The sequence below is a fragment of the Nostoc linckia z4 genome (assembly GCF_002608075.1).
Lineage (GTDB): Bacteria > Cyanobacteriota > Cyanobacteriia > Cyanobacteriales > Nostocaceae > Nostoc > Nostoc linckia.
Genome location: NZ_LAHA01000084.1, coordinates 1 through 25,500 on the forward strand (window position 1 = coordinate 1; position 25,500 = coordinate 25,500).

18 protein-coding genes and 2 pseudogenes are annotated in these 25,500 nt (G+C 41.2%); 5 read left to right on the top strand and 15 right to left on the bottom strand.

Going from position 1 to position 25,500, the window contains the following annotated elements:
- Positions 1–15: 15 nt before the first annotated feature.
- From VF06_RS35600 to VF06_RS35620, 5 genes are all read right to left on the bottom strand, one after another.
- Positions 16–1,176 (bottom strand): glycosyltransferase family 4 protein, encoded by a 1,161-nt coding sequence (locus VF06_RS35600; RefSeq protein ID WP_099071732.1) that lies wholly within the window; start codon positions 1,174–1,176, stop codon positions 16–18.
- A gap of 140 nt (positions 1,177–1,316) precedes the next feature.
- Complete coding sequence (locus VF06_RS35605; RefSeq protein ID WP_099071731.1) at positions 1,317–2,528, bottom strand: glycosyltransferase; 1,212 nt, start codon at positions 2,526–2,528, stop codon at positions 1,317–1,319.
- A gap of 774 nt (positions 2,529–3,302) precedes the next feature.
- Positions 3,303–5,945 carry a M1 family metallopeptidase gene (locus VF06_RS35610; protein WP_099071730.1) on the bottom strand — a complete coding sequence of 881 codons (2,643 nt, stop codon included), beginning with the start codon at positions 5,943–5,945 and terminating at the stop codon, positions 3,303–3,305.
- Between the two features lie 745 nt (positions 5,946–6,690).
- Positions 6,691–7,728, bottom strand: coding sequence for a methyltransferase (locus tag VF06_RS35615; RefSeq protein ID WP_099071729.1), 1,038 nt, complete (start codon positions 7,726–7,728; stop codon positions 6,691–6,693).
- Positions 7,729–7,831: 103 nt separating this feature from the next.
- On the bottom strand, positions 7,832–9,232 hold the full coding sequence (locus VF06_RS35620; protein WP_099071728.1) for an MATE family efflux transporter: 1,401 nt from the start codon (positions 9,230–9,232) through the stop codon (positions 7,832–7,834).
- A gap of 63 nt (positions 9,233–9,295) precedes the next feature.
- Between VF06_RS35620 and VF06_RS35625 the strand changes: the two genes are divergently transcribed.
- Positions 9,296–9,949, top strand: a complete 654-nt coding sequence (locus VF06_RS35625) for a TIGR02466 family protein (RefSeq protein ID WP_099071727.1) — start codon at positions 9,296–9,298, stop codon at positions 9,947–9,949.
- 99 nt (positions 9,950–10,048) lie between these two features.
- On the opposite strand, the gene VF06_RS35630 is transcribed toward VF06_RS35625, so the two are convergent.
- Together VF06_RS35630 and VF06_RS35635 are read right to left on the bottom strand one after the other, a co-directional pair.
- Entirely contained in the window at positions 10,049–11,371 is a 1,323-nt protein-coding gene (locus VF06_RS35630; RefSeq protein ID WP_099071726.1) for a cytochrome P450, read from the bottom strand.
- A 466-nt stretch (positions 11,372–11,837) separates the two neighbouring features.
- Positions 11,838–12,455, bottom strand: coding sequence for a hypothetical protein (locus VF06_RS35635; RefSeq protein WP_099071725.1), 618 nt, complete (start codon positions 12,453–12,455; stop codon positions 11,838–11,840).
- Between the two features lie 1,022 nt (positions 12,456–13,477).
- Between VF06_RS35635 and VF06_RS35645 the strand changes: the two genes are divergently transcribed.
- Positions 13,478–15,148: a DUF3352 domain-containing protein gene (locus VF06_RS35645; RefSeq protein ID WP_099071723.1), complete on the top strand. Its 1,671-nt coding sequence runs from the start codon at positions 13,478–13,480 to the stop codon at positions 15,146–15,148.
- A gap of 122 nt (positions 15,149–15,270) precedes the next feature.
- Here the strand turns inward: VF06_RS35645 and mscL are convergent, their stop codons facing one another.
- A complete protein-coding gene (gene mscL / locus VF06_RS35650; protein WP_099071722.1) occupies positions 15,271–15,705 on the bottom strand; it encodes a large conductance mechanosensitive channel protein MscL in 435 nt (144 codons plus the stop codon).
- Positions 15,706–15,826: 121 nt separating this feature from the next.
- On the opposite strand from mscL, the gene VF06_RS39910 reads away from it, so the two are divergent.
- From VF06_RS39910 to VF06_RS35660, 3 genes are read left to right on the top strand one after another with little or no spacing between them, the layout of a single operon-like run.
- The gene (locus tag VF06_RS39910) at positions 15,827–16,075 is read left to right on the top strand and encodes a hypothetical protein (protein ID WP_100793651.1); all 249 of its coding nucleotides are present in this window, start codon (positions 15,827–15,829) and stop codon (positions 16,073–16,075) included.
- 14 nt (positions 16,076–16,089) lie between these two features.
- A complete protein-coding gene (locus tag VF06_RS35655; RefSeq protein WP_099071721.1) occupies positions 16,090–17,010 on the top strand; it encodes a class I SAM-dependent methyltransferase in 921 nt (306 codons plus the stop codon).
- Positions 17,003–17,968 (top strand): PrsW family intramembrane metalloprotease, encoded by a 966-nt coding sequence (locus VF06_RS35660; protein WP_099071720.1) that lies wholly within the window; start codon positions 17,003–17,005, stop codon positions 17,966–17,968. Before VF06_RS35655 ends, VF06_RS35660 begins: the two co-directional genes overlap by 8 nt.
- Before the next feature lie 160 nt (positions 17,969–18,128).
- Here the strand turns inward: VF06_RS35660 and VF06_RS43580 are convergent, their stop codons facing one another.
- From VF06_RS43580 to VF06_RS35690, 7 genes and pseudogenes are all read right to left on the bottom strand, one after another.
- The gene (locus tag VF06_RS43580) at positions 18,129–18,584 is read right to left on the bottom strand and encodes a 6-carboxytetrahydropterin synthase (RefSeq protein ID WP_371411849.1); all 456 of its coding nucleotides are present in this window, start codon (positions 18,582–18,584) and stop codon (positions 18,129–18,131) included.
- 39 nt (positions 18,585–18,623) lie between these two features.
- Positions 18,624–19,397, bottom strand: a pseudogene (locus VF06_RS43585) (6-pyruvoyl trahydropterin synthase family protein); the annotation flags it as partial.
- Between the two features lie 173 nt (positions 19,398–19,570).
- Positions 19,571–20,272 (bottom strand): J domain-containing protein, encoded by a 702-nt coding sequence (locus VF06_RS35670; RefSeq protein ID WP_099071718.1) that lies wholly within the window; start codon positions 20,270–20,272, stop codon positions 19,571–19,573.
- A gap of 15 nt (positions 20,273–20,287) precedes the next feature.
- Positions 20,288–21,250 carry a cysteine synthase A gene (gene cysK / locus VF06_RS35675; RefSeq protein ID WP_099071717.1) on the bottom strand — a complete coding sequence of 321 codons (963 nt, stop codon included), beginning with the start codon at positions 21,248–21,250 and terminating at the stop codon, positions 20,288–20,290.
- Positions 21,251–21,635: 385 nt separating this feature from the next.
- A complete protein-coding gene (locus tag VF06_RS35680; RefSeq protein ID WP_099071716.1) occupies positions 21,636–23,351 on the bottom strand; it encodes an iron uptake porin in 1,716 nt (571 codons plus the stop codon).
- 951 nt (positions 23,352–24,302) lie between these two features.
- Positions 24,303–24,584, bottom strand: coding sequence for a 4a-hydroxytetrahydrobiopterin dehydratase (locus VF06_RS35685; RefSeq protein ID WP_099071715.1), 282 nt, complete (start codon positions 24,582–24,584; stop codon positions 24,303–24,305).
- A gap of 685 nt (positions 24,585–25,269) precedes the next feature.
- Positions 25,270–25,500, bottom strand: a pseudogene (locus VF06_RS35690) (photosystem II D2 protein (photosystem q(a) protein)); the annotation flags it as partial.

Here is a 25,500-nt window from a genome sequence, read left to right on the forward strand (position 1 = left end):
ATCTCCCCATCTCCCTCATCTCCCCATCTCCGATACCCCCACCGGCTCAGGCAAATTCAAAATTGTTTTGTACAGTTTTAAAGTTTCGGAAGTAATGCGATCCCAACCATAGTTCAGCTGGACGTGTCTTTGGGCATTTTTAGCCATTAGTGCCATTTCTGGCACATGATTAATCGCCCAGTCTAGTGAATCTACACAAGATTCTAGGTTTCCAGCTCTAAAAAGTATCCCCCGATTATCATTAATCAATTGCTGGTGGGGTGGAATGTTACTGGCTAAAACTGGTATACCTTCTCGCATTGCTTCTAACATTGCCAAAGGAAGTCCCTCTACATCAGAAGGAAGGACGAATAACCCCGCCCCACGGACAATTTCCCAAAGGCGACTTCTTTGGAGTTCCCCTGCAAATACGATATCTGGGTGATTGGCAACTTTTTCGAGAAGTTTGGCACTAAAGGATCTGGTATCGCTGACACCTCCAGCCAAAACCAGTTTCCATCCAGTTGGTTTCAATGCACAAAAAGCGTCGATGAGCAAGTCAGGACGCTTTTCTGGTACGAGTCTGCCTAAAAAGAGAATGTAGCGCCCTGGTGTCAAACCCAAAGAGGTGGCGTAGGGAAATTTGGGGTCTGAAGTACCGTAGCTGGCGGGAGCGCTGGGGATATAGACTGTCTCTCGGTTGTAAGTTTCCAGAAAGTAGGATTTGAGGTCTTTTGACACCACAATTAGCCCTTGGGCAAAACGCACAGCTGCTTTTTCCCCTAGAAGAATGAGCTTACTAGACAAATTACCCCACTTGGCGCGTTGCCAATCTAAGCCGTGACAGGTAACTACAACCTTTGTGGAGTTAGCTATTCTGGGTAAACAACTAAATAGAGATGGGCCTAGAGCTTGAAAATGAACAATATCATATTGCTGAGTAGATGCAGCGATCGCTCCTAGTGCCGAGGTCATAAAAGCATCAACCCCACGCAAACCCCAACTGGGTAAGGAAATGACTCGAACACCCCAAAAGTCATAATAATCAAACCAAGGATAATTGATATTAGAGGAGCGAGCGAATAAATCAACACAATGTCCTTGTTCGATGATGCGAGGATATACTTCTGCACAATAATGCTCGATTCCCCCTTGTTTGGGAGGTAAACCTTTCACACCAATGACGGCTATTTTCATGTCTTGCTAGTTATTTTTCTGAAAAATGTTTGTTCAAGCCATAACAATTTGGAAAATCATTGCAATGTGTTGCAATATATGGATTGCTAAAACCCAAATACACCAAGGCGATCCTCAATCCAAAATCCAAAATCACATCATCAGCCAACTCGATGTTCTGCTAACTTCCAACGACTTAGCATTTTGCTGTAGACATCCTCGATAACAGTGCGAGCGCTATAAGGTTGTGCTGTAGCCACACAAGATGCAGTTGCATAATTCTCAGGATGTAGTATTACTTGCCGTAAGGCATCCGCCACACACTCTGGTGTACGCTGTTTACAAACAACACCATTGTCAGCAGCTAATAATTTTGGGGTTTCACCACATATAGTGGTAACTACTGGTGTCCCGCTAGCCAGCGCTTCTAAAACTACCAAGGGTAGACCTTCATAAGCGCTACATAGGACAAAAACATCGCAGATCCGATGTAATTTTGCCAGTTCTTCCATATCAATTGCTCCCAACATTGTCACCCGGTCAGATAATCTCAACCGAGCAATTTCGCCACGTATTTCTGTTGCTAACTCTCCATCACCTGCTATTAGTAAATGAGTCTGCGGTTGATTTAAAACAGCAAAACCACGGACTAATAGTAGCGGATCTTTTTGGGGATGCAGACGACCTGCAAATAGAATAAAACGTGTTTCTTCATGTAAATTCAATTTGATAGCTAATTGGCGACGTTCAGCTTGTCGTTGTAAATGACTTAAAGGATAAAAAATTTCATCATCAAAGGAATTTTTGATGTATGCAACGCGATTTAGCAAGTCAGGATAACGCTGTTGATAAAATTCAATTGCATCAGTATTGCATGAAAGAATTTGGCTAAATTTGCGGATTAACACACTTTCTAATGCGAAATATGCTGCGGGAAATCTTCGCCAGAGAATCGCCTTTTTTTCACCCACAGTTTGCATTTGGGTATGAATATCATTATGGATAAACAAAGTTTTTTCTCCCTGCCAATTCCAAGCAGCTAAGCTTGGTTCTAGACGATGAAAGTGCATAAAATCTGAGGACAAACAACGTCCTAAAAGAGCGGCTGTATACTTGAGTGTGGTGGGAATCAGGCTTCTAACATTATCATTTTTCAAGGAAAATAAAGGTAAAAAACTAATTTCTCGACCTGCGATTTCTGCTGTTTGCCACTTTGGATGAAGCTGAAATTTTTCGTTTCCTGTTCCTACAAGCCGTACCTCAAATTCTGTGGGTGCGTATTTGAGAAAAGTTTTGATTAACGTCTGAATTCCTCCAATACTACTGTTCCAAGGATTGAATTGATAAAAAATTGTCAGAACTGGTTTACGCATGAAGTTAACCCAACACAACTTGCATGTAAACATCCAGATATATTTACATATTTAACCATGTGAATTAGAGCAGCAAAATAGCTGTCAAATCTTTGTGCAATAACCTTTATCAGTGGATATCTACAGATGATTGAACCTCTCCAAACATCAGATTTGTCAGAGGTTTAACTTAACCCAATCGACTATTGGGGTTGTCGAAAAGAATTTGTAGTCAGGTATTGCACCTTTCACAGCCAAAAAAGCTAATTTATCGAGAATTTTCTCAATAGAGTATCTTAATTGACACTACATGTGCATTTTGAATTTACGAACTATTTCTAAGTAAACCTTTCAGTTTTGATTCGTCAAATTCACATTCAACAAAGACAAGAGGTAATCTTTGTTTTATCTACATTAGAACTTTATTACCTCTTCAATTTGTTGTATTCCTAAAGATAGATACTTTAGCTGGAAAATAAAATTGTATCGATAATAACTTGTGAATGGAAATGTTGACTGTTGACTGAAATGTTTTTATGCGATAGTTCCTATGAACGTCTAGCTAGAAAACATTGGTTGGAAATTGGAAAGAATATTTGCCGAGTATGATTATGTAATTTTTGATACTGTTTGTTTGATTTCAAAAAGAAAGTAGACAATAGCTATAGATGCAATAAATCCAAAATCTAAAATCTAAAATAACATTAGCTATTCGGTAATTAATAATTTTCATCAAAAAATTACGAATTACTAAATAGCTACTGCGAATTATGCCTTTTTTGTTATCGCAAGATGTTACTTAGATTTAGCCTCTAAGTTTTCTAGGCGACTTCTCAATTCTTGATTTTGTTGTTTGAGTTGGTCGAATTCTTCACGCAATTGACGCAGTGTTTTTTCAGAACCAATATTATTTTGCACTTTGGAAATTTCTTCTTCAGCATAGCGACGCACGCGGCCATCAAATGTTTGCTCAGCTAGTTGCTGCAAAATTCCAATTGCTTTGGATGTTTCCATTTGTCCTAATGCTGTGGCTACTGAAACTTGCGTTAAGAAGAAGGTTTCTTTGGCTAGTTCTGATAATTTTTCTAAAATTCGTTCTAAATTAACTGGACTTTGACCAACAGAAATCTGTCCTAAAGCGCGAATTGCAGCTAAACGCAAAGGTTGTGGTACGCCTAATTTTGTGTATTCCATTAGCAGATTTAAAGCTGCTTCTGAGGTTTTAAATTCAGCCAAACCAACAATCGCACCACTCCTGACGACTTCATTCCAACCTGCTTTTTCTTCTAAAACTGATTTCAGTAGCTTTAATACCTTGTCTTCTTTGGGTTTTTCTTGCAAGTTTGCAGAAGCGATCGCCCCCAAGGCCCGACAAGCTGCGGCTTCGACATAATAGCTGGGATCGCCTTTGTGTAGTAGATCTTTGACGGCCTTGTAGCTGTCGTTGGTTTTGATTTGAGCCAGTGCTTCCACTACAGCACGTCGCACGCAAGCATCTGGATCTTTCAAACCCACAACTAAGCTATCAAATGCTTGGTCTAAGTTAATTTGCGTTAGTTGTTTCGCCACTTGCACCCGCACACCCCAGAATGGATCGTTTTTTAATGCCTTGGAGAGTGCTTTGGTTGCTTCTAAACCGCCTTTTTTTGCTAAAGCTTCCGCTGCATAGATGCGAGAAATTGGGTCGGGATCGAATTCTAATTGTGCCTTTAATTCTGGTAGTTGATACTCCAAAGATACTGTTTTTAGATAATTATTGCCAACATCAAAACTGATATATTGCGGTTTATTTTCTAGTGGAAAGTAGAAACTTTGTTCCCGTTCATTTACCCGCACCGTGAAAGTTTTGAGTTGTGAGTTAGGAGTTAGGAGTTTCGCATTATTTTTAACTCCTAATTCCTCACTCTTAACTCCTTGTTGTTGGGTATAGCCAAAACCAATAGGAATTTTTAAATCAAACAAATCTTTAGTGCCATTTTTACCCTCAGCGGCTTGGGTTTGAGTAACTGTAATTTTTGCTAATTTAGCATCTCCATCCCAAGAGTAAGCGATGTTAAATTCGGGATGACCGCCACGATAAACGTACTGGTCAAAAAGAAACAAAAGATTGCGTCCCGTTGCTTTTTCAATTGCTCTGAGTAAGTCTATTGTTTCTACAGTTTTGTGGGCATTATCTTGGACAAATGTTTGAATTGCTTGCCAAAACAAATCATCTCCCAATTGGGCGCGGATCATGTGATAAACACAAGATCCTTTTTCGTAGATATGGCGATCGAAAAGTTCAATTGGTTCTCGGTAAACATTTGTGACCATCGGCCGACGATAGCGGCTGCTATCTTCACTGAGGTAGCGACGAGCTTCCAATAAACGATAGTAAGCGGCTTCTTGGAGACTATATTCATGTTCTGTCCACATCACCTCAGAGTAAGAAGCCATGCCTTCCTTAATCCAAGCATGAGACCAATGCTTAATCACCACCAAATCGCCAAACCACTGGTGCGCGAGTTCGTGGACGACTAAACCCTCGGTATTGCGATTATCTAAGGCCGCTCGTTCATCCAGCAAACATTTATCTGTCAGCAGGGTTGTGGAAGTGTTTTCCATACCGCCAAAGATAAAATCATCGACGCAAACTTGGGCGTATTTTGGATAAGGGTAAAGATAACCATACTTTTGGCTCAAAAGTTCAATCATCCGGGGAGTTTTGCCCATACTACGTTTAGCATCTTCCTCCCGTCCCTTTTCTACGTAGTAAGTAACTGGTTTTCCATTCCACTCATCGCGGATTTCCGCAAAATCACCTACTGCCAAAGTTATCAAATAATTGGGATGAACTTGTTGCTGCGACCAGTGGTAGATTTTGTAATCACCATCAACTGTTGTGTTAATCAGTTCGCCGTTGGAAATCGCCACTAGAGGGTTGGGGACACGAACGCGAATTTCCGAGGTCGAGAGTTGTCCTGGATAGTCAAAGCAGGGGAACCAAAAACGAGAGTCTTCGTCTTCCCCTTGAGTCCAGACTTGGGTTGGTTTATTTGGGTGATGTTTGTCTGGTTGAATAAAGTAAATACCGCGTTGTGGTTTAGTCACCGAGTAGGCGATGGCAATCAGTAAGGGTTTACCAACATGAGTGCCTTGAGAAAGTTGAATCGACAGCTGTTCGCCATCGTAGTCAAAATTTTGTGGCTCCTCGTCTACCTGCACAGACTCGATATTTAGATTGACAGCATCCAAAGTCAAACGGTCAATGCCATTGCGAATTGGCAAGAGACGAATGCTACAACTGCCCTGACAGCTTTGCCCAGGAATATCTAAGCTCAGATCTAGAAAAATATGCTCTACTTGCCCAGGACGGTCGGGGCTGTAGTGGGGTTTTGCTCCTGGTAACTCAAAAGGTTTGTGTCCATTATTATCTGTATCAAAATAAGACTGCGACATTGATGCTTACTGACCTTGTAATCCTGAAAAGTCTGGCTTGGCTGGATGTTGTTAAGCAAAATAGCGGTGTAGTAAATGTTTTTCCCAAATTAATAGGGCAATATCGGAGTGACGACTACCTTTTGGCATTGGGGGATTAAAATTAATCTCACCCAAATTTTCAAAGGAAGCCTACCGATCCTGGACTTTTGTCCATATCCCTCCGCATTCACTTTTCTTGATGTTTTGCACTTTTTTGCCATCAAGTCAAGAGTCTCTTGCACCTTGGTAGATTTTCATTAAGTACAAATACTCCTAATTATTCTTATAGCTTAGGATAGCTTGTCACTGTTAATTGGGCTATTTTGTTTGAGATGAACAGGATATCATTTGCGGATTCCCTCATAATCTGGTTGGAGTATTTTTGAGACTGATTTGAGACCGCTAATTTGAAGGATTACTAATTTTATCAGTAAATACCGACCTGAGTTAAGATTAAATACAGGATCGCTGAACATAAAGCAATTGATAATTGCGGCTCAAAAAAAAATATCACAGGCTTAATTGCAAAATTGCTGACAATAAAGCTTTTGTCAGTAAAATCTCATATAACTGGAGCGATCGCTAATTCTTGCATTGTCGCCTTGGATTACTCAAAACTTTGCTATATCTACTTCACAGCCTTCCCCTCTTTGATTTAAGCAAGATGTCGCTAATGCATAGCTTCATACTCAATTTTAAAGATTCAGATATCTTCTAAGTTAAATTAAACCTTTACTCCCTCTATCACGCTTAGAGATGACTGGGTAGAAACAATCTTAATCAGCTGGAATTTTGATTTCTCCATCAGGATGCGATACTGTGCTTGTGTGCGTTCGCGCCCGCCCGGACAAAGCACTAACATCTGTAAATCGAGCATCTTGCTAAAAGAGGCTTGATTCCCGGATGGAATGACTTGCTCTACAAGTAAGAGTTTCCCATGCTCTGGCATTGCCTCGTAACAACACTTGAGAATAGCGATCGCTCTTTCATCATCCCAATCATGAATAACATACTTGAGTATGTAAGCATCCCCTCCTGCTGGCACAGATTCAAAAAAGTTACCTGCTATTAGTTGACAGCGCTCTAAAATTCCGGCTTGTTCAATGAATGATTTTGCTCCTTTAATCGCCTCCGGTTGGTCAAATAAAATTCCCTTCATTTTGGGATAGGCTTTGAGGATGTCGGTTAATAACTTCCCTTGTCCGCCACCAACATCTACCAAAGTTTGGACATCAGAAAAGTCATAATCTAAAACTATCCCTGGGTTTTGAAGGGTAGAACTACTAGTCATAGCCTGGTTAAAGTTTTTTCCGGCTTCTGGATTTTGAGCATAGTAATCCAAAAGATTCATCCCATACAAACGCTCAAAAGCACTCTTCCCAGTCTGTATGCTGTAAATTATTTCACCCCAAGCTCGATACTGTTCCTCACCATTCATAATTACTCTCGCCTTTAGAGAGCCAGGGACATCACCCCGTAAATAATTTCCCAATGGTGTGAGCGTAAAAAAACTGGGTTCTGTTTCCGCAAAAACTCCCATACTCGCAAGTGCCCGTAAAAGGCGATAGAGGGAACCCTCGTGAGTTGAAGTTACACTTGCCAAATCCTCACAACTCCTAGAACTATCCTTTAACAAATCGGCTATCCCTAGCTTGGCGGCTGCATAAATTGACTGGAAGATCCAACTGCCATATCTCATTTGTAGTAAAACTATTTCTGCGGAAAAATCACTTGCAATTTGAGCGTTTATTGGTTGAGACATCACATTTAGCTAAAAATTTTGACAGTTCATATCCTATGAAATCATATATGTGAAAAGCAACAATTTTCAGCAAATAAAAAGTAAATTTTATATTAAATAACCTCTACATATAAGATGAAACTTCACTGTTACTAATCTTGTTAAAATTCACCAGATAGAACCGCACTATTAAAATAGTCCCTGAAATTGCCGTAGCCAGAATTAAACCATACCAATAACCAATCCCTCCCCAACGCAAAATCATTGTCATTAAATATCCTCCACCTAACCCAATACCCCAAAATATCAAGATGTTAATTAGCATCGGTACGCGAGTATCTTGTAATCCGAGCAAAACGCCGACTCCGATTATTTGAATACCACAAGAAAGTTGATAAATTGCTGCTAATTTCAGAAAAGAAATAGCTTGACTAATGGCCACAGCATTATCGGGATTATTAATGTCCAAATAAATTCCCGCAATTCGCTGGGAAAACAACTCAAAACCCAAGGCCACAACGCTGGCAAACAATACGTAAAATGCAATATTCACAAATACTGCCCTGGTCGATCCCAAAGGATTTTTCTCTCCCATCATCTGTCCTACTCTCGTTGTAGCCGCAGAAGAAACTCCCACTGGAATTGTCAAAAAAAGGTCTGATGTCTGAATAGCAATTTCATGACCTGCTAAAGTTTCCGTTCCCAAGCTTCCCATCAACCAAGCTGTAACCATGAACAAACCTAGTTGCATTCCTAATTGGATTCCCATCGGCCATCCAGTCTGAAAAATTTTGATAAATAGCTCTAGTTCAAACTTATTTACATGGCGAAAAAGCTTGTAATCTCTACTTTTGGGATGGAAATAAAATACCATAGCTGATGCTAAGAAACTAACCCAATAAACAAGGGTACTTCCCCAACCGATACCAGCTAAACCAAGGGCAGGAAAACCCAGGTAGCCAAACATCAGCACATAATTGGCAGGCACATTCAAGAGTAAAGAAGTAATTATAATTACGATGCCAAACTGGGGAAAATTAATCGCAGCAGCCATGCGTTTTAAATGTAAAAAGCAGAGGGCAGCAGGTAATCCCCAAACAAGAGCGTGTAAATAGCTTTTTGTCAATGCTACAGTACTTTCTTCTTGACCTAATAACGGCAAGATAGAGCCACAGTTCCAGATTATGAGTATTGCAGGTAAAGAAATGGCGATCGCCAACCACAGCCCTCCAGCATTAATCCGGCTGACACGATCTATATCTTTAGCTCCAAAAGCCTCGGCAGCCAGCGCTCCTCCGGCGGTGAGAGTACCAACACAAACAACTAATAATGTCACAAAAGTGATTGTGCCCAAAGCACCCGCAGCTAAATTTTGAGTGCCAAGTAAACCCATCATCACGGAATTTACAACAGGGATACCAGCTTCAGCTAGTTGAGCAATTGCTAAAGGAATTGCCAATCCCAGGCTAACTTTCGCTTCTGATAAAAGCTCTGACTTAAATTCTGTTAAGCTTATTTGTTTCATTAAATTGGTATAAAATTAACATTTTTCTGATATTATATCTCAGCAAACACTAAGATTTAAATCATGAAATATCAAGGATTAAAAATAAATGTTTTGTTTCCTACCTTAGTAGGAGAAGCAGAGTTTCCTGACTGTGAAGCCCTCAATCGTGATTTAGCAGCTTATGTTCGCAATCAAGAGCAAAACGGGCGTAATTACTCACAATTGACTTCAGTTAATAATGGCTGGCAATCCAGCTTAAATTTCTTAAATTCTGAATTTCCCGCTATTAAAACCCTTAAACATTTTATTAACGATCAAATCGAAATTTTTTTGAAAGAGTGGGGAAAAGTCAGTTTTAGCTCCTCTACTCCTTCAGCTTTTCAATACAACTATATAAGTTGGGCAGTGATTTTGAGACAAGGTGGTTTTCAACACGAACACATTCATACTAAAACTGACCTTGTTGGTATTTACTATGTGGAAGTTCCCACAGCCCCCTCTACTAAAACATCTGGTAACTTAACTCTTGTGGATCCCCGCAGTGGACGAGTTACTTCTCGTTCTAATTGGGAAACAGCCCACTATTCTATTTCCCCAAAACCCGGTAAGTTTCTTTTATTTCCAAGTTTCTTACCCCATAGAGTTAATCAAGTAGAAACTGCGGGCGAACGTATATCAATCAACCTAGACGTTACCTTGCGCCCTTATTCTTCTGGAAATTCTGACAAAATTTAAATCAAGAATTCAGAATTCAGAATTCAGAATTCAGAATACTCTACCAAGAAAGCAAAAATTCACCAGCGTCAGTTGTCGGCAAACACTCCTCAGCACTCCCTATTTCCTAATAGTTATCCTCATCGATACTCCTGGATGAGGACGCAGTGATACCAGACCGCGTGGTTTTAAAATTTCGTTTGAGGCTGATTCAAAACTACACAAGCGCAGCATCGCCGCTAAAATAATTTGTAGCTGGCTAAAGACTAATTGCCCTGCTGGGCATTTACGTGTTCCCCCTCCAAACGGAAAGTAAGCGAACGCTTGCCGTGCTTGTGAGTTTTCTAATGCAAAGCGTTCTGGAATAAACTCTTTTGGTCGTTCCCATAGTTGGATCTTTCGATGCATTGTGTAGGGTGATATGGAAATAATTGCTCCGGGCGGAATTGGTGTCTCTCCTATTCGGTCTGAATTAATTGCTTGTCTACCCAACATCCATGCCGGTGGATATAAACGCAACACTTCCATGACCACCAATCGCATATAAGATAATTTGGGAATATCTTTAACTGTGGGTTGGCGATCGCCAATAACGCGATCGACTTCACTACATACTTGCTCTAGTACTTCCTGGCATTGCACTAATTGATAAATTATCCAGCACAGTGCTGTTGCCATGCCATTGTAGCTATTCAACAATGTTCGGACGATGGTTGTTTTTAGTTGCTTTGATACCTGGGTATCAGGCGCTACTAACCCAGCACACTGCCCAATTCTTGCCGCTATTGCATTTTGCACTTCAATAGCTTCTTGATAGCTTTGTTTTATTGGTAGTAGTTCCGTGACTGAAAGATTTTGCGCCAAGTGTGATTGATTAGCGCAGTACTCTTCTATAAAATTCGTTGCACTTACAAATGCTTCGCTCCAATCTTCAGCGTCTATGTTAAACAGAATTTTGACATAGACAGCAAACATCATTTTTTTCGTTTCGATATCAATTTGAACAGGTGCTAGTTTCGAGGATTCTTGCCATTGCAAAATAGTTACTGTCCCCGCTTTTGCTAGTTCGCTGACTATGCCTTCAAATATTTCCGCTTGATTTCCAGAGGTTCTATTTAAATTCAGCAAAAACGCACCTGTTGGTCTATATTGTCCCACCAACTCCGCGTATTGGTGATATGGATTTTTGTAGTTATTTTGATTTTTGGCCAGTACATATTCAGCGTGTTCTGGTCGATTTATCAGAAAAGCTGTTTTCCCATCTACCAAGTAAGGCACTATTTCTTCATTAGTCCGACTCAAATTTAAGTAAAACGTTGCATAGTCCTTTTTATCTTTTATCGTTCCTGGCGGAATTAACTCAAATCCCCTGTTCATAGCAGTAATCTTTTTTTCTAGATTGTCTGCCTCCTCTAAAACGCTTTGTCTGTTATCTAAACACATAAATTTAACTTCAGTTAGTAGTTATGCAAATTCTCTATAAAGATGCGCTTAGCTCGACTTTATCCAAAATTAAAAACTTGGTTTTGTTATCCGGCAAAAACCTTGGCTTTTTGGCAAATACTTTTTCTATGTCACAGTTCATCGATGAAGTTAAAAAAGTAAAAACACCCTAACATAGGGGTTTCAACTTAGGCGTTATAAAAAAATAGTTATGAGATTAGCCAAAATTATCAGGTTCTCGTTGATATGGGGATTTAAACCTCACTTCAACGAGAACCAGTAATTTGAAAATTTGGTGGATATTTTAAGCCTTTAGTCCAATAAATGCTTCAGACAATCAAACAAGGAAAAATCTCTTTTGTCTTCTGCCTTTGTAGATAAAATAGGTCAACCAAATTAGTTAGTTGTTGGTCACAACTTTCCAATAGCAGACTCTTCTGACTTAAGATTCCATAATGGTGCAGGTTTAACTTACCATTACTGGCGCAGTGTAATTATAGGACGCTGCCGATTCTGGCGCAGTGTAATTATAGGACGCTGCCGATTCTGGTGCAGTGTAGTTATAAGATGCTGCTTCTGGTGCAGTGTAGTTATAAGATGCCGATTCTGGTGCAGTGTAGTTATAAGATGCCGATTCTGGTGCAGTGTAGTTATAAGATGCTGCGGATTCTGGCGCAGTGTAGTTATAAGATGCTGCTTCTGGTGCAGTGTAGTTGTAGGACGCTGCTTCTGGTGCAGTGTAGTTGTAGGACGCTGCTTCTGGTGCAGTGTAGTTGTAGGATGCTGCTTCTGGTGCAGTGTAGTTATAAGATGCTGCTTCTGGTGCAGTGTAGTTATAAGATGCTGCGGATTCTGGCGCAGTGTAGTTATAGGACGCTGCGGATTCTGGTGCAGTGTAGTTATAAGATGCTGCCGATTCTGGTGCAGTGTAGTTATAAGATGCTGCTGTTGTTGCAGAACTTGTCCAATCGGCTTGGCTACCTGCCAATTCTATATTCTCTGGAAGTTCTTCGTTGATTATGTGTTTGCTCAGAACTTCTTCTGAAATACTGTAAAAATTTCCTTCCAAGTCTCGAAAAATCATAATAGTCTTCTTTTAAGTGAAATTGTCCTCTATATGTTTTCAGAAGTTTAATAAAAATGCAAGGATAGTTAAGATAGTTAAGGAATTTTTAATAAAAATTTGTAGCTATTTTTTATTGATTGAGAATCAGATAATGTACTTACTAAGCCAAGTCGGTGTGAAAAAATAAACTATATTAAAAAACGTTAATTGAGCTAAAATCCTATTTCCTTCTGCCTACCCTGGGGCAAAGTTTACGCCTAGCTTGCTTCTCTGCAAGAGTACTGCCTTATCCTGACGATAAATATTCACTATATATAACCTACTTCATCACCATTAATGACCTGGCAGTTTTGGTTAGTCCCTGATATTTTAACCAACTCTTGTCTAGCAAGATAGTTGAAGAATTAGGGAAATCTTTATGTTGTAAATTTCAATTGTCTATCTCCAGAAGACATTCATAATTTCTATTAATAATATGACATTGATAAAATTTGATTACCTTGGTAATTCTGTAACTAACAATAAATTTACACAAATATTTGTAAAAAAAATCAAATATTTTAACATCTGCTGTTAAAGCAACAGCCAAGGTGGTTAGGACATTAACAGACGAGAAAACTTAGACATCAAAGGATTTTTCACTCCCTTGTGGTCGGGGAAAAGGTTAAGGGGTAAGGGGTAAAGGATAGACTTCTAACAGAAGTCGGGAAAAGGGGGTGCATGTTTGGTATTTTCTCTTTCCCCAATAAAGATGTATCCCTTTGACCACAAGAGTGCTTTTTACACTCTTGTGCAATAGGTCTGATGTATTTGAAACCTTTCCCCTTTCCCCTTTCCCCTTTCCCCTTTCCCCAAACCGTATTGGGATTCAACTTCAGCTTTTGCTTATCAACGAAGGTGCTGCTGAATCCTTTTGTCATGCGTTAGTCTAAACTCCAGTAGCAATGGATGAGTGAAATTATCAATAAATCCGAAAACTCTACAATGACACTTGTATAAATCTCAGTAACAATCTCAGTAAAAGAGGATAGATAACAATAATGCCTGAAAGTAAATCAAAATTTCTCATTCCTGCTGTTGGTGCTGCTGTAGTGATAGTAGGAAGTATAGCGGCTTATACATTTTTAAAAGGCGGGCCATCAGGAAGTAGCTCAGATGCTCTGGGTAGTGCAAAAGTAGTACCTTCAACAGCGATGATGGCTACTTATATTACTACTGACCCTAAAGCCTGGGAAAAGTTACAGCAGTTTGGCACTCCAGAAGCACAAAAGTTAGTAGCTAAAAGTCTGGAAGATTTGAATAAGGAAATGTTCAGTGACAGTAACATTTCTTACGAAAAAGACATCAAGCCTTGGGCTGGCGGCGTGATGATTGCTCTTTTACCACCAAATCCTACCAAACCAGTACAGCTAAATTTGCCTCCTAGCGCACCTACCCCACCACCAAATGTACAGCCAGAGCCAAATATCTTGGTAGTAGTGGGAATCAAGGACAAAATCAGTGCCTTGAATTTTGCTAATAAATTGAAATCCGAAAAAGGCGTTAAATTTAAAGAATCTGACTACCAAGGTCAAAAAATTATTGAAACTACAGAAAATGGCAAAGCTACTTATAGCGTTGTTTTAGATAATAATCACTTAGTATTAGCTCCTGAAAAGCAAGCTGTAGAAAAAGCAATTGACACATTTAAAGGGCAATCTTCCTTTGCTAGTAAAGAAGGTGCAAGCAGTGTTTTCAAAGGAGTGGATGTCAAAAACAGCCTTGCTCAAATTTATGTACCAGACTATGCAGGTATGGTACAACAACTAGCAGCCGCAAATCCCCAGGCAACCCAGTTACCTCCACAAACCTTGGCACAACTAAAGCAGGTGAAATCTGTGGTGGCGGGTGTTGGTGTTGATGATGCAGGAGTGCGAGTCAAAGCGATCGCCAACTTAGATCCGCAACTAATTAAATATCAGTATCAATCAACTCCTGGAAACATAGTCGAGCAAATTCCTGCTGATACCTTCGCTTTAGTGAGTGGAAATGGCATCAGTCGTGGCTGGGAAACAGTGGTAGAACAGTCTAAAGATTCTCCAGAATTGAAGCAAGCCCTAGAACAAGTACGCGGACAATTGAAATTTGTCAATATTGACCTGGATAAAGATATTTTTGGCTGGATGAATGGTGAATTTGCCTTAGCTGCCATTCCTTCAAATCAAGGAGTATTAGCGAGTGTTGGTTTTGGAGGTGCTTTATTATTTGACACTAGCGATCGCAAAACAGCCGAAGCCACATTAACAAAATTAGATACCTTAGCCAAAACCCAAAAAATCAACATCGCCAACCGAAATATCGGTGGTAAAGACGTAACAGAATGGCAAATTCCCCAACAAGGAGCTTTATTAGCACATGGTTGGTTAGATCGAGACACAGTTTTTGTTGCCGTTGGTGGCCCTGTTGCTGACGCCATCGCCGATCGCAAAAGTGAATCACTCGACAAAAGCGAAGCTTTCAAAGCCGTTACTGCTTCGTTGCAAAAACCCAACAGCGGCTATTTCTACCTAGACATGGACAAAACTAAAACTTTGCCCGTAATCAATAGTCTCATATCTTCCGAAGCCAATACCATCCTCAGTTCCATTCGTGGCTTTGGTATCACCGCCACCAGCCCCGACAAATCCACCAGCGAATTAGAGATGCTGTTAGCTCTCAAGCCTGCAAAATAGAGCATTGGAAGAGGACGCGGGGAGGGGGTGACGCGGGGACACGGAGAACAAGAAGACACGCAAAAAGAACTCTCCGTGTCTCCCTGTCCCCGCGTCCCCGTGTCCTCTTTTCACACTCCGACTTACAAAACTTGATTATTCCGGGCTTCCAATGTCTGATTGAGCCTATCCAATGCACCAGTCAGTCTTTCCTGAGCTGCAAGCTTAGGATCTGAGAGTGGAGATTCAATAACAGCATCCTCCTGTCTCTTCAATTTTTGTAAGGCGCGAATTCCTATAAATAAGATGAAAGCAATAATTAAAAAGTCCAGAATTGCACCAAAAAACTGACCAATGGCAATTCCTGGACTTATGGTGATGGTTCTCCAATCTTTACCGGTGACACTAATTAGGGGATTAATCAATGGCATAATCACATTCTCCACCAAGGAGGTAATTACCTTAGTAAAGGCAGTGCCAATGATTACGGCGATCGCCAAGTCAACTACACTACCTTTGAGGGCAAATTCTTGAAAATCTCTGAAAAAGCCACTTGCTCTTCTTCTTGCTCTTGCCATAGTTGAGACTCGATAAGTTAGTCGTAGTCTTTTTTTATATGCCCCTGAAGCTTTTGCCCTCTCTGTGGAGATAGATTTTATTATTTGCCACGCCTCTGGGTAGGGTGTTGGGAATGGGGAGGTGGGGAGGTGGGGAGATGGGGGAGACAAGGGAGACAAGGGAGACAAGGTAGACAAGGGGAATAACTTGTCAGTCATCAGTCATCAGTCATCAGTCAACACTCAACACTCAATAGTCAATAGTCATCAGTCAACCCTACCCATCCCCAATGCCCAATGCCCAATGCCCCATTCCCCATTCCCTTTTTCATTTCATTTCATTTCTAGACTCGCGTTGAGCAAGTATGTCATAAGTAAAAGAGGCTGTTAAATGCAAACTGATTTATGACTGCTGCTTTCAACACTAATGTTGGCTTCGCTTCCCGCTTGGTAAATGGCATACTGGCAATCCAACCTTTAGCTAATTTAGCCAAGCATCAAGCCAGACAAATGATGATTAAACGTGCCGAAAGAATTGGTGTACATTGGACGCAAGAAGTCGAAACACTACAGGCGCGTGATTGGAAATCCGATCTAGCTGAAGTTGAAAATCCCCAGATTTCTTACCCAGAATATTACCTGCGCCCATTCCATGCTTACGAAGGTGGAAATCTCAGTTGGAAAGCTGCTTGGGAGCTAAAAGTTGCCGCTCGCACTGTTCACGCTGGAATTTGGCGGGATGCTGGAGCGCAAGGAGATGATAAACTGCGCCAAAGTTACCACGATATTCTCAAAGCCCAACTCCCCAATCAACCCCAAAATATTCTAGATTTAGCCTGCGGCGTGGGTTTGAGTACTTTTACTCTGCAAGAACTTTATCCCCAAGCCCAAATCACAGGTTTGGATTTATCTCCTTACTTTTTAGCTGTTGCTCATTACAATGCTAGACAACGCCAAGCTAAAATTAATTGGCTTCACACCCAAGCAGAATCCACTGGACTACCTAATGCTTCATTTGATTTAGTTTCGGTTTTCTTGATGTTTCATGAATTACCCCAGTCAGCAGCTCGACAAATTTTTGCTGAAGCTAGGAGGGTGTTGCGTCCTGGTGGTTACTTGGCAATCATGGATATGAATCCTAAATCTGAAGTGTACAAAAAAATGCCAGCCTACATTTTGACTTTGCTCAAAAGTACTGAACCATATTTAGATGAATATTTTGCTTTAGACATTGAGCAAGCTATCATTGAGGCGGGTTTCCAAACTCCCGCCATCACTAACAATACCCCTCGTCACCGTACAATTATTGCCCAGGTGAGTGGTTGATTTATCTCTAGTTTTGTGGGCAGCAATACCACCCTTGCTGCTGCTAGGCTACTATTATTGTCGGATACCATTTGCCCCTCCTCTGCTCAAATTGCTGATGTTCTTTGTGTTTGGGGCAATATCCGGTATTTTGGCTCTGAGCCTGGAATGGATTTTTGAAAGTGTAGCTAACTCGGTTGTAAACTGGGATAGCGTTAAGCGATCGCTTCCAGGTATAGTCCTACGGCAGTTAATAGAAATAGGGCCAATCGAAGAAGGCTGCAAGTTGGCTGCCGTTGTTATCCCAATCAATCTACAACGCCAATATAGATTACATCTATCTAGCGTTCTTATCTTGACCATAGCCGTTGCCCTTGGATTCACTGCCGAAGAAAACTGGATTTATCTTTTCCACGGTACAGCATCAATTTTTGAACGTACTATTGGTACGCCAGTCCACGCTATGTTCTCTGCACCTTGGGGATATGCGCTAGGAATGTATATTTCCTCCAAGACTGGAAATCAAAACAAAAAGTTTATTTTTAGGGCTTGGTTAAATTCTGTAATTTGTCATGCCGTGGTCAATGTCCTATCTAGTGCTTGGGGTTACTCACTACCACTACGTTTTTTGAGTTATGGTTTCTTCCCCTTCCTCTTGTGGATGTTTTGGCGATTGGAACAATTACTGCGAAAAGTTCAACGCAAACCTCCCATTATCTTAATTTCAGGCTATACACCCCAACAGCGCTACTGGCAAAGAAGTTTAGTACTGTTCGCCCTTGTACTTGGTGGAAATGCGATTTTCGGGCTGTTTCTCTTAGCCAGAATTGTTAGTCCGTTGAATCTATCGACACTTTTGAATTATGAAATACTCTGGTTTATACTTACTCGGATTTTGTTAAATCTGTTTTTCGGATTTTTAGCATGGGGCATTTATCGATATTTACGACGTATCGCCCGTCGTCGATATTTTTATTAAAATATGATTGAGAAAAATGCTAGGGGGCTTATATGCAAACAACTCCAGTGCGTTGGACAACTGCTGACCTAGAGTTTTTCTCTAATTGGGCATTGGGAGTAGTGAGTTAGGAGTTATTATTCTCCCCATCTCCCCATCTCCCCATCTCCCATGCCCCATACTAAACCTCTGCTAACACCAGTTCACTCACTGTTGCACTGATTGAATTTACATCAGACTCATTACAGTAAATTTCGCAGGAGTTATTGGGGCTTTCAAAGAGTTTAACTTTGTAAAGCTCAGATCCTAATTCTTGAATGGGCGATCGCAGTATATTACTAATGTACAGCGCGATATTCTCACTGGTCGGTACGACTTCGGCAAAGTAAGGTATGTCTTCGTTGATGAAGGTGTGATCGAATAGTTCTACCACATCATTTTTGATAATCTGATTCAAACCACCCAAATCGACAATCATCCCAGTAGTTGAGTCAATCTCTCCTTTGACAGTAACTTCTAGGTAATAGTTGTGTCCGTGACCGTGGGGACGCGCACACTTACCATAAATCTGGGCGTTCTTTTCTTGACTGAGGTTGGGATCGGCTAGCCGATGGGCAGCGCTAAAGTAAGTACTCACGGTGAAATGAGTTTCAGTTCCGTTTTTGGCATAATCGGCCCAAAGTTCATGACTTTCAAACAGCCTAACTTTGTGTAATTCAACTCCCAATTTCTCGATGGGTGAAGTCAGTAAATGATGAATGTAAAGTGAAATATTTTCTGTAGTGGGAACAATTTCAGCGAAGTAAGGAATGTCTTTATTCAAGCACGAGTGATCTAATGGCTCCACTGCATAATCTTCCACTACTCGCTTTAGTGCATCCACATCTACAATTGCGCCAGTGCGTGGGTCGATTTTCCCTTTTACAGTGATTTCGAGATGATAGTTGTGTCCGTGAGTACGGGTGCATTTACCATATTTTTCCGGGCTAATATTAGGAGCTAACCTATGGGCAGCGCTAAAGTGAGTACTAATGGTGAGATAGGCTTCCATTCCCTCTCCCGTGTAATCTGCCCAAAGTTCAGAGTTTTCAAACAACTGAACGCCGACTATAGGTAGGTGGGGTGCTAGGCGTTGCCAAATTACCCGTGCAATATTTTCAGTGGTAGGTAGAGTTTCTTGGAAATCTGTCCACACATCATTGAGATAAGAAAAGTCCAGTTGGTTGGTAACTTCTCGCTTGATGACATGTTTGACATCTGACAGATTTAACACCATACCATATTCGTCCACTTCTCCGCCCAAGGAAATCAATAAAACATAGTTATGCCCTTGTCCGGGAAATTTCGCTCTTACACCAAATTTCTCAATATTCTCAGCTTCACTCAGTTCTGGTAACCAATAACGATGACTTGCCGAAAACTGAGCGCGGCGATTAATAATGCATTTCATAAGTGTAGTGGCAATAAAACTTCAAAATTCTTAACCTTTCACTATTTCCAGCATAGACTAATTTCTGTGTCATTAGTCATTAGTCATTAGTAAATACCCTATGCCCCATGCCCTATGACGCCACTTGCTCCACTTGGGGAGACCCCAAGACCGCAGTGGCTCCCCCATACCCATTAACCTATTGATGCTTGTGCTTCACAGTGTAATCTCGAAGCTATGCGGAATAATTCTTGACCTGTGTGTAAATAACGTTCATCGTAGTTCAAAGGAAAATAACCTAACTCTTCGAGTCCATCTGCTAATTGATCCAGGCTGTAGTACAGGTGAGCCGCTGTTCTTGCCAGACTAGGGGGATTGGGGAGAGAACGAAAAGTCATTTGTGCCTGTTTCAAGTCCTGGCGACAGGTTTTTAAGTATTCCTGAAATTCATCTAACAACTCATCATCAAAAGGATCGGCAGCTAATTGTTCCATTTGTTCTTCTAGGGAATAAATAATGGTACAAAGTAAGCGATTTACCGGTTGATAAACTTTACGCAGCCATTCTTCGACTTCTTCATCAGCATCCCGTCCTGTTTTGCGTGTTGCCTGGTAATGTTTTTGCGCTGATGCTGTACGCTGTTGGCGATCGCTTTCTAATTTTGGAGATTTATTTTGCAGTTGTTGGTCATAATGACGGCGATTTTGGTTATCACCTAAAACCTCATAAGCTGCATTGATGCGGATAATCTCCTCGCGATCGGCTGTTTTTTGATTGCTATCAGGATGAAATAATTTCACCAAGCGGCGATAAGCTTGCTTAATCTCCGCTTGGCTTGCATTTGGACTAACTTTGAGAGTTTCGTAATGGTTAGAAACGTGTTTAGAATTCACCATTAATTCAATGTATCGTTAGCTGACGCTAGCGGCTAACTTGGTCTCCAAGTCTTGGAACAACGGTGTACTTAAATACCTTTCTCCAAAACTAGGCTGAATCATCACAATTAAACGTCCTTGATTCTCTGGACGTTGAGCCAAGCGAATTGCTGCACACAAAGCTGCACCACTGGAAATTCCAGATAGGAGGCCTTCTTCTTTTGCTAAACGCCGACTGTAAGCGATCGCTTCTTCATCGGTGACCGTAATCACTTCATCAATTAATTTCATTTTTAGCACTTGGGGAATAAATCCAGCGCCAATACCTTGAATTTTGTGCGGCCCTGGTCGTCCCCCAGATAAAACTGGGCTATTGGCCGGTTCAACAGCGATCGCTTTCGCACTTGGTTTGCGTGCTTTAATCACTTCTGCCACACCAGTGATCGTACCACCTGTACCCACTCCTGCCACAATTATATCTACTTGTCCATCAGTATCTTCCCAGATTTCAATAGCTGTAGTTTCCCGATGCACTTTTGCATTGGCTGGATTGCGGAACTGCTGCAACATATAGGTATTTGGCATACTATTAACTATCTGCTGCGCTCGGCTAATTGCTCCACTCATACCTTCCATTCCTGGTGTTAATTCCAGTTCTGCTCCAAAAGCCCGCAACATTGCCCGTCGCTCTCCGCTCATGGTCTCTGGCATGGTTAAAATTAAGCGATAACCCTTAGCTGCTGCTGCCATTGCCAAAGCGATTCCAGTATTTCCAGAGGTAGGTTCTACTAATACTGTCTTTCCAGGAGTAATCAGCCCCTCCTCCTCAGCAGCAGTAATCATACTTACCCCAATTCTGTCTTTCACTGATGCCGATGGGTTCATACTTTCCAGTTTCACCACAATTTCAGCAACACATCCTTCACTCTGGGGAATACGGTTTAACTGCACTAGAGGTGTACGGCCAACTATTTCTGTAATGTTACGAGCAATTCGCATAATTTATTCCTTAGTTATTTGTTATTGGGCATGGGGGAGCCACTGCGGTCTTGGGGTCTCCCCAAGTGGAGCAAGTGGCGTCATGGGGCATTGGGTATTGGTTATTTACTAATGACTAATGACCAATGACTAATGACTAGAAGTTTTTACGGCGGATTTTAAGTTTTTGAAGTACACAACCTCAGTCTGTTAGCCTCAGGTAAAGCCTGTTTTAGTTTCCAATTTTGGCTTGAAAAATTTTGCTGTAGTTTTAAACTTACAACTTATAACTTCTCTAGTATACTACGGCTATCAACTGGGGTTTATTAGTTGGTGGCATACAACAAAAAGCCCCGCCTCGTGGCGGGGACTAATTAAGTTAAATTATTATCAGATTGTCAGCACTCTAGAAGGTGAAGGTTGTTCTCAAAGTACCGATAATTGCATCGTCGTTGGCGCTATTTTGACCAGGAGAGGTCAACCAGATCACACCAGGAGTGATTGAGACATTATCTGATACCTGATACTTGTAGAAACCTTCAAAGTGATAAGGTACATCATTACCAACAAACCCTGCTCGGTTACGAGCATAGGGTTCAGCTCCAGCAAAAATACCTAATACGTTGCCTTTCTTACCGAAATCAGGTAAAGCTACTCCAACACCGTAGCTCCAAGCTTCAAAATCATCACCTACACCGAAGCCTGTGACATCATGGTAAGAAACGAAGCCACTAATTGATAGTTTGTCGCTTGGTCTAAAGGCAGCAGATACGCCGTAGGAGTTAGTTGAAGAGCCGTTTGCAAGACTCAGAGTATTAGCTTGTCCAGTACCTACTGACACTTCAGGGTCAGCTGCGGAACCAGAGTTAAACAAGAAACCACCTGCGGCATTATAACTGTGGACGTAGGTTGCAGCTAAAGCCACGCGATCGCCAAGACTAAAGTTCAACTGTCCTAAAGCAGCATAGTCGCCGTTGGTAAGACCTGCACTGATACCAGGATCGTTAGCTTCTGATGCCAAGTAACCTGCGGTGATTGAACTATTACCCAGGATACCCCCACCTTTACCCAATGGTAAATTCAGCGCTATACCTGAACCACCACCAATTCGATAGATGGGGCTTTCAGAGGCAAAGGAGGATAAGGCACCGTTACCACCATCGGTTTGATCGAAGAAGTAAGGGTTGTTAACTGCGGCATAGTGACTGTGTCGTCCGCCACTAGCTGCAAGGTAAACTTGGGCTGGGCCGATGGGAGCTTCATAGGTCAATCGATCTATTCTGACGCTGTTGTTACCATCGCCAATACCAACTTGATAGGTTTGTGTACCTTCAGCAGTGTTGATGGGGAAACCAGCATCATCAATTTGGGAAAACGCTTGTGCATTACCAGCAGCAAGACGGGTGTGCAGCACGTCTCTACCAGTGAAGCTGGTTTGTAAGTCTAAACGTACCCGGTCTTGGAACACTGTGTTGTTTGCATCACCAGTGTTACCGCCAAAAATATCACTAACTGCAAAAACAGCTTCACCGACTAATTTGGTGGTAGTCGAGAACTGATTGGCTTCTAATTCAGCGGTGCGTGCTTCTAAGGCATCTACACGACCGCGTAGAGTTGCCAATTCTGCGGAAAATTCTTCTTGTAACCGCTGTAAGGTTGCTAAATCTTGTTTGGTTACCAAGTCAGCTGTTGCTGTAGCAATTAATTCGTTGACTCTATCCAAACAGGCATTTAAACCAGCGGCAAATTCATAACGGGTCAAAGCACGGTTACCGCGATAAGTGGCATTTGGATAACCTGCTATACAACCATAGCGCTCAACCAAGGACTGCAATGCTTGGAATGCCCAATCAGTAGGCTGTACATCAGAAAATTGCGAAACTGATGTTACTTGGGATTGAGAGTTATTTTTGTTACCTTCGTTACTATAGCGGTTAATCTGGTCTAAGGTTGTTTGAGCCAAGATTTCTGGCTGTTGGGCAACTTCAGTGACACTTGGTTGTTCGGCTGGTGATACTTCAGCGGTTGTATTTGGAGCCGCAATTGCTGTTGTTGAAACTAGTAATGTTGCTCCTAGAACTGCTGGACTAACCAACAGAGATTTCCATAAGAGATTAGACATCTTTTCTTTACTCCTCACACCTTGTATAGATAATTGGGTTTCTTGCACCTAATTCTTAAAAATGCGGCATCTCATTTTGAAACCTGTGGATGAGGCATGAATGCCCCTATTTACGATTTTAGTTTTCGCAAAGCTAATAAACGATTAACTTAGAGTTAAAATTTGATGTGATTAACTTATGCAAAAACATATCCTTATATCAAAATATTATAAAACATCAAATCAAGATGGCAAGATTAAAGCGATCGCCTTAATAACTGTCACACATCAGCCATCTATATATCCAAGTAGGGAGTAGGTTTTGAGGCTATGGCTAATCATAGCTTAGCTTCATTTTTCAAAGCTTTAGACACCAAGCAACTTCTGGGCAGAAATTAGACGTTGCATCAAGCCTTGACAATCGAAAACAACACACCATCGACCACTCAATTATGCAAAATAAGTCCGTCTAATATTTTTGGAACAAACGCAATATTGAATATAAATTGCACCCATACATAAGTAGCTAAGGGAACTCCAACAAATAAACAACGGCTTGAGGTGGTTGGTTGTTGAGTGTTGAGTGTGAACCGTCAATGGTCAACAGTTAAAAGTAAGCTGATGCGCTTTTAAATTGCATAACTCAACTCGTTAGAAAGACGCTCTTACACGGAGACACAAAGATACAATTTGAATGACGATTAGCTTAGCAATGAAATTTTTTGACTTGTAAATCCCTAAAAATCAAAAGGATGAGAAATAGACATCGAAATGTGGGGCATTAGTCATTTGTTGGTTGTAAATAACAAATGACGAATACCTATTGGGGACTTCCAAGTAAAAAAGATTCTATAGAAGACTGTTAACTGTTGAGTGTGAAGCGTCAACAGTCAACGGTCAACAACCTGAAACCGTTGTTTATTTTTTGAAATTCCCACAGTATATGCTCTATATGAATGTCAAAAAAATCAGTTACTGAATTTGGGAAATCACTCCAGCAAGATCGAAGTCATTCTGGGTTAATCCACCTGCATCATGTGTTGTAAGTGTAATCTTGACTTTGTTGTAAGAAATCTCTATGTCTGGATGATGTCCTGCCGATTCAGCAGGTTCAACAAGCTTGTTGACAAACTCAATTGCTTGGATGAAATCCCGAAATTTACGAGTCGTTTCCAATTTTGACCCTTCAACGGCCCAACCTGAAAGAACCTTTGCCTGTTCTTGAATTTCCGCTTCAGTTAGTAGTTGTGCCATATAGAAAAATTCCTAATTATTATATGTTGGTTACATCTTGGATATCATGAAACCAGACTTTTTTGATTCTGCACGCAGAGAGATGAAAGCTTGATACTTTATTAATTTAACTTTTGAAAAATTTTTCAGGTCTTGAGTTTACCTGCCCCAGATAGACCATGCAAGTTTTTAAAAGCAACTACTGAATAAAACAAAAATTACCTACAAAAAACTATCCGCTCTGATTGAGATCGGGCGATCTAAGTCAGAGCGGTCTAGCGGGTCTTCAGGTTGCAACCAGACTGCCGGAAGGAACTTCTAGCTGAGCCTAGCTACTTGGGCTAACTTAGTATCTCAAGATAACTAAGGCTAACTTTTAAAGAACAGCCCCGGCACACAGCCGGCTAACTGCAACCTGATGACCCATGCTTTTACTACTTTCTATCATGGGCATCACCTCCTTGTTGCCTAAGCGGTCTTAGTCTCAAAGGGACAGAGCTTTTCGCTCTGGGTTTATAACCTTCACCTAAGATAACACATAAATTTCAGGTATTAACCATAAATCAAAAAAAATCTCCCACGAAAAGGCGGGAGATGGAGAAATATTGACACCTGCTCGGATTGAGCAAGGAGATTATTCAATCTTAGGTGGTGTCAACATAGAACCAACTACAACTGTGAATGTAGTTTTAGTTGGTTTTTCTAATTAGAGAGCGTTACCGCGAGGTAGAACTTCCTCAGGGAATACAAATTGTTCGTGGATCTGATCTTGAGGAGCCATCCAAGCGCGGATACCCTCGTTGAGCAAAATGTTTTTGGTATAGAAAGTTTCAAACTCTGGGTCTTCCGCTGCCCGTAACTCTTGGGAAACGAAATCGTAAGCCCGCAGGTTGAGTGCCAAACCAACAATACCAACCGCTGCCATCCACAAACCTGT